We start from the raw sequence: 5,318 nt of genomic DNA on the forward strand, positions 1-5,318 counted from the left end.
TTCAGCGCCGCACTACGTGCTGCCGCATCGACGTGAGGAGCGCGTTTATCCTCGGGCGATTCGGCTGAAATCACCGAAGTATCCGATCAGAAATAAAAATGCCAGTCAGCTTAACTGACTGGCATTACCCACACCGCTGCCCTTTTTGAAATGCCGTCAAATGTGGGAGGGAGCAAGCCCCCTCCCACAGGTTGATCGCATTTCAATAGCCGCAATTGCTGCATCCCTAATAACAAAAAAATCCCCGGGAGCCCGCTTATGTCGGTCGATCCGCAACACCTGCTTCGTGAGCTGTTTGCCACAGCCATTGACGCCGCCCATCCCCGGCAAGTCCTCGAACCCTACCTGCCCGCCGACCGCAGCGGCCGGGTGATTGTGATCGGCGCCGGCAAAGCCGCGGCCGCCATGGCGCTGGTCGTGGAAAACGCCTGGCACGGTGAAGTCACGGGGCTGGTGGTCACCCGCTACGGCCATGGCGCGCCGTGCCAGAAAATCGAAGTGGTCGAAGCCGCCCACCCGGTCCCGGATGCTGCCGGCATCAAAGTGGCGCAGCGTGTGCTGGCGCTGATCAGCCAACTGAGCGAAGACGACCGGGTGATCTTCCTGCTCTCCGGCGGTGGCTCGGCGTTGCTCGCCCTGCCCGCCGAAGGCATCAGCCTGGCCGACAAACAGGCCATCAACAAAGCCCTGCTCAAGTCCGGCGCCACCATCGGCGAGATGAATTGCGTGCGCAAGCACCTCTCGGCGATCAAGGGCGGCCGACTGGCCAGGGCGGCATGGCCGGCGACGGTCTATACCTACGCGATTTCCGATGTGCCGGGCGACCTGGCCACGGTGATCGCTTCCGGCCCCACGGTCGGCGACCCAAGCACTTCGCAACAGGCCCTGGCCATTCTCAAGCGCTATGACATCGACGCGCCGGCGTCCGTGCGCAGCTGGTTGCAGAACCCGGCCTCGGAAACCGTCAAACCCGGCGACCCGCTGCTCGCCCGCAGCCATTTCCAATTGATCGCCCGCCCACAACAGTCGTTGGAAGCGGTCGCGGTGAAAGTCCGCCAGGCCGGGTTCAGCCCGCTGATCCTCGGCGACCTCGAAAGCGAAGCGCGGGACGTGGCCAAGGTCCACGCCGGGATCACCCGGCAGATCGTGCAGCACGGCCAGCCGTTGGCGGCGCCATGCGTGATCCTGTCCGGTGGGGAAACCACCGTGACCGTGCGCGGCACTGGCCGTGGCGGGCGCAACGCCGAATTCCTGCTGAGCCTCACCGACAGCCTCAAGGGCCTGCCCGGCGTCTATGCCCTGGCCGGCGATACCGACGGCATCGACGGTTCGGAAGACAACGCCGGCGCGCTCATGACCCCCACCAGCTACGCCCGCGCCGAAGCGCTGGGGCTGTCGGCCTGCGACGAGCTGGACAACAACAATGGCTACGGCTATTTCGCCGCCCTCGACGATCTGATCATCACCGAACCGACCCGCACCAACGTCAACGACTTTCGCGCCATTCTGATTCTCGAGGCTACCCACCCTGTTGAACGCCCCCTTCAGCATTCCGATGGGCCTGCAAGGGCCGAAACTGCGGGTTGCGCAACCGGGGTCGATCAGACGTTGATCTAGCGCCGGTCAGGGCCTCCTGCCCCGACTGGGCCGAAGCGCTGCTCAACGGCTTCAGCCAGATTGTCCTGCAGCGAAAGCCCGCGTGGACAGCCCGTTCGAATCCCCCTAGGCTTGCCCGATATTCGATAGGGGCGAACGTTATGGACAGCAACAACGACTGGCGTCAGCGTCTCTATGTCATGGTTTTCCAGAGTGACACGCCGGCCGGGCGGCGTTTTGACAGCACCCTGCTGCTGATCATTCTCGCCAGCCTGGTGGTGGTGATCCTCGACAGCATCCAGGAAGTCCACGACAATTACGCCGCCGTGCTGGCCTACATCGAGTGGGGCTTCACCGTCATCTTCGCCATCGAGTATGGCCTGCGCCTGTACTGCTCGCCCAAGCCGTTGCGCTATGCCTTCAGTTTCTATGGCCTGGTGGATTTGCTCGCCATCGTGCCCGGCATCCTCGCGCTGTATTACAGCGATGCCCAGTACCTGTTGATCATCCGCATCATCCGCATGCTGCGCATCTTCCGGGTGCTCAAGCTCGGGCCGTACCTCAAGCAGGCCAACTACCTGATGTCGGCGTTGCGCGGCAGCAAGCAGAAGATCGTGGTGTTCCTGCTCAGCGTCTGCACCCTGGTGACGGTGTTCGGCACCTTGATGTATGTGATCGAAGGGCCTGGGAACGGCTTCACCAGCATCCCCAAGGGCATCTACTGGGCGATCGTGACCCTGACCACCGTGGGCTTCGGCGATATCGTGCCCAAGACCCCGCTGGGCCAGGTGATTTCGTCCCTGGTGATGATCACCGGTTACTCGATCATCGCCGTGCCCACCGGGATCTTCACCGCCGAACTGGCCAACGCCATGCGCGGTGAACAGTTGCAAACGGACTGCCCGGTGTGCAAGAAAAACACCCATGACGCGAACGCGGCGTTTTGTTCGCGGTGTGGCAACGCATTGTTTAACAAGCTGGAATAAGCAAAGATCTTTTTAATCTTTAAGCGAATATACAGCCCCGGCTATAGTCGCTGGCAAAGTGCCTCTCTCTACTCTCGAACAACAAGGAATGAGCAGTGAAAAAACTCGTTAGCGCCTCTCTCCTGGCCGCCGGCCTTGCATTGGCCGGTGTCGTCCAGGCTGCACCGACCACCCTGCTCAACGTGTCCTACGACGTGATGCGCGATTTCTACAAGGACTACAACGCCGCCTTCCAGAAACACTGGGAAGCCGAGCACCCGAACGACAAGCTGACCTTGCAGATGTCCTTCGGCGGCTCCAGCAAACAAGCGCGCTCGGTGATCGACGGCCTGCCGGCTGATGTAATCACCATGAACATGGCCACCGACATCAACGCCCTGGTCGACAACGGCAAACTGGTGCCGGACAACTGGGCTACCCGCCTGCCGAACAACAGCGCGCCGTTCACTTCGGCCACCGTGTTTATCGTGCGCAAGGGCAACCCGAAAGCCCTGAAAGACTGGCCGGACCTGCTCAAGGATGGTGTGCAAGTGGTCGTGCCCAACCCGAAGACCTCGGGTAACGGTCGCTACACCTACCTGTCGGCCTGGGGCTACGTGCTGAAGAACGGCGGTGACGAAGACAAAGCCAAGGCCTTTGTCGGCAAGCTGTTCAAGCAAGCGCCCGTGCTGGACACCGGTGGCCGTGCCGCGACCACGACGTTCATGACCAACCAGATCGGCGATGTGCTGGTGACCTTTGAAAACGAAGCGGAAATGATCGCCCGCGAATTCGGCCGCGATCAGTTCGAAGTGGTCTACCCAAGTGTCTCCGCCGAAGCCGAGCCGCCGGTCACGGTGGTGGACAAAGTGGTCGAGAAGAAAGGCACGCGCGCGGTCGCCGAAGACTACCTGAAGTACCTGTGGTCGCCGGAAGGCCAGGAAATCGCGGCCAACAACTACCTGCGCCCGCGTGATCCGAAAGTGCTGGCCAAGTACACCGATCGTTTCCCGAAAGTCGACTTCCTGTCGGTCGAGAAGACCTTTGGCGACTGGCGCACCGTGCAGAAAACCCACTTCAACGATGGCGGGGTGTTCGACCAGATCTACAACGAGCAGTAAGCCGCTCGCACTGAAGAAACGCGAGCCAATGTGGGGGCTGGCTTGCCTGCGATAGCGTCGCCCGGGTGTGTCCGATACACCGGGGTGTCCGCATTGCAGGCAAGCCCGCTCCCACATTCGTTTGATGCCAAGCATGATCGTCAGGCCGCCGGGTCGCCTGTTTCGGCCGGTGTGTCTGCATGTATCATGGGCGCTCGAAGCCAACGCCAAGGCTTCAGTCATCATTTCACGGCATGAGTGTTATCACCGCCAACTGCCTACTCGCCGCAGTGTCTTGTCTTTACTCTCGCTCGCCATCTTCCTTCGCTTTTATGAGAACACCATGAACGCTACTCCCCACGCTACGAGCACCATGACCCGCGGGATGGTAATGCTGTTTGCGTTTTGCTGCGGCGCCATCGTCGCCAACATCTACTACGCGCAACCGATCATCGAGCTGATCGCGCCGGACATCGGCCTGACGCCCGCCATGGCCAGCCTGATCGTATCGCTGACGCAAATCGGCTACGCCCTGGGCCTGTTCTTCCTGGTGCCCCTGGGTGACTTGCTGGAAAACCGCAAGCTGATGATCAGCACCACCGTGATCGCCATCGCCAGCCTGCTGGGTGCGGCGTTTACCGAGCAACTGAACCTGTTCCTGCTGGTGTCGTTGTTGATCGGTTTCAGTTCGGTGTCGGTGCAGATCCTGATCCCACTGGCGGCGCACCTGGCACCTGCCGAGTCCCGTGGCCGCGTGGTCGGCAGCATCATGGGCGGCCTGTTGCTGGGCATCCTGCTGGCGCGGCCGGTGTCCAGTGTGGTCGCCGACCATTTCGGCTGGCGCGCGATGTTCATGGCCGCGGCCGCGTTGATGGCCGTTATCAGCGTGGTCTTGCTGATGACCATCCCCAAGCGCCAGCCCGACCACAGCGCCAGCTATGGCCAATTGCTGCGTTCCCTCGGCACCCTGCTGCGTGAACAACCGCTGTTGCGCCAGCGCGCCTTTTATCAAGGTTGCATGTTTGCCACCTTCAGCCTGTTCTGGACCGCTGCGCCGCTGGAGTTGGTGCGCAATCATGGCCTGAGCCAGACCCAGATCGCGATCTTCGCCCTGGTCGGTGCCATCGGTGCCATCGCCGCGCCCATCGCCGGGCGCCTGGCCGATGCCGGCCACACCCACCGCGCGTCACTGCTGGCCATGGTGTTTGCGGTGTTGAGCTTCCTGCCGGCCTTCGTACACCCGCTGTACAGCGTGATCGGCCTGGCGGTGACCGGCGTGGTCCTCGACTTCTGCGTGCAGATGAACATGGTCCTCGGCCAACGCGCCATCTACGCCCTCGACGCCAACAGCCGCAGCCGCCTGAACGCGCTGTACATGACCAGCATCTTCATCGGTGGTGCCTTCGGCTCGGCGATTGCCAGCAGCGTGTACGAACACGGCGGCTGGCTGGGCGTGATGCTGGTGGGCAGTGCGTTCCCGCTGGTGGCGCTGCTGCGCTTTCTCAGTGCTTCGCGCCACACTTCGGCGGTCACTGCCTGACGGCATGATGCCTCGGGATCGTGGGTGGGGTTACGAGCGCGGCCTGCCACTGGACGACGGGGCGATAATCTGCAGCAGCTGTAACACGAACGCTGACAGTGTCTTGGCAAGCATTTC

4 protein-coding genes are annotated in these 5,318 nt (G+C 62.0%); all 4 read left to right on the plus strand.

Annotated features, from left to right (window positions below; all coding sequences use genetic code 11):
* Window positions 1-258 precede the first annotated feature (258 nt).
* The 4 genes from INT12_RS30235 to INT12_RS30250 all read left to right on the plus strand — a co-directional run bounded on the left by INT12_RS30235 (window position 259) and on the right by INT12_RS30250 (window position 5,201).
* Window positions 259-1,617, plus strand: coding sequence for a glycerate kinase (locus INT12_RS30235; RefSeq protein ID WP_193059160.1), 1,359 nt, complete (start codon window positions 259-261; stop codon window positions 1,615-1,617).
* Window positions 1,618-1,757: 140 nt separating this feature from the next.
* A complete protein-coding gene (locus INT12_RS30240; protein ID WP_102618948.1) occupies window positions 1,758-2,582 on the plus strand; it encodes an ion transporter in 825 nt (274 codons plus the stop codon).
* 95 nt (window positions 2,583-2,677) lie between these two features.
* Window positions 2,678-3,682, plus strand: a complete 1,005-nt coding sequence (locus tag INT12_RS30245) for a sulfate ABC transporter substrate-binding protein (RefSeq protein ID WP_017849453.1) — start codon at window positions 2,678-2,680, stop codon at window positions 3,680-3,682.
* Window positions 3,683-4,004: 322 nt separating this feature from the next.
* Complete coding sequence (locus tag INT12_RS30250; RefSeq protein WP_193039765.1) at window positions 4,005-5,201, plus strand: MFS transporter; 1,197 nt, start codon at window positions 4,005-4,007, stop codon at window positions 5,199-5,201.
* The last annotated feature ends 117 nt before the right edge of the window (window positions 5,202-5,318 follow it).

The sequence above is a fragment of the Pseudomonas sp. K8 genome, from assembly GCF_014889455.1.
GTDB lineage: Bacteria > Pseudomonadota > Gammaproteobacteria > Pseudomonadales > Pseudomonadaceae > Aquipseudomonas > Aquipseudomonas veronii.

Bases quoted from the DNA above. Each gene is read 5' to 3' on its own strand.
- INT12_RS30235 (WP_193059160.1), top strand. From the start codon at position 259: ATGTCGGTCGATCCGCAACACCTGCTTCGTGAGCTGTTTGCCACAGCC.
- INT12_RS30240 (WP_102618948.1), top strand. From the start codon at position 1,758: ATGGACAGCAACAACGACTGGCGTCAGCGTCTCTATGTCATGGTTTTC.
- INT12_RS30250 (WP_193039765.1), top strand. From the start codon at position 4,005: ATGAACGCTACTCCCCACGCTACGAGCACCATGACCCGCGGGATGGTA.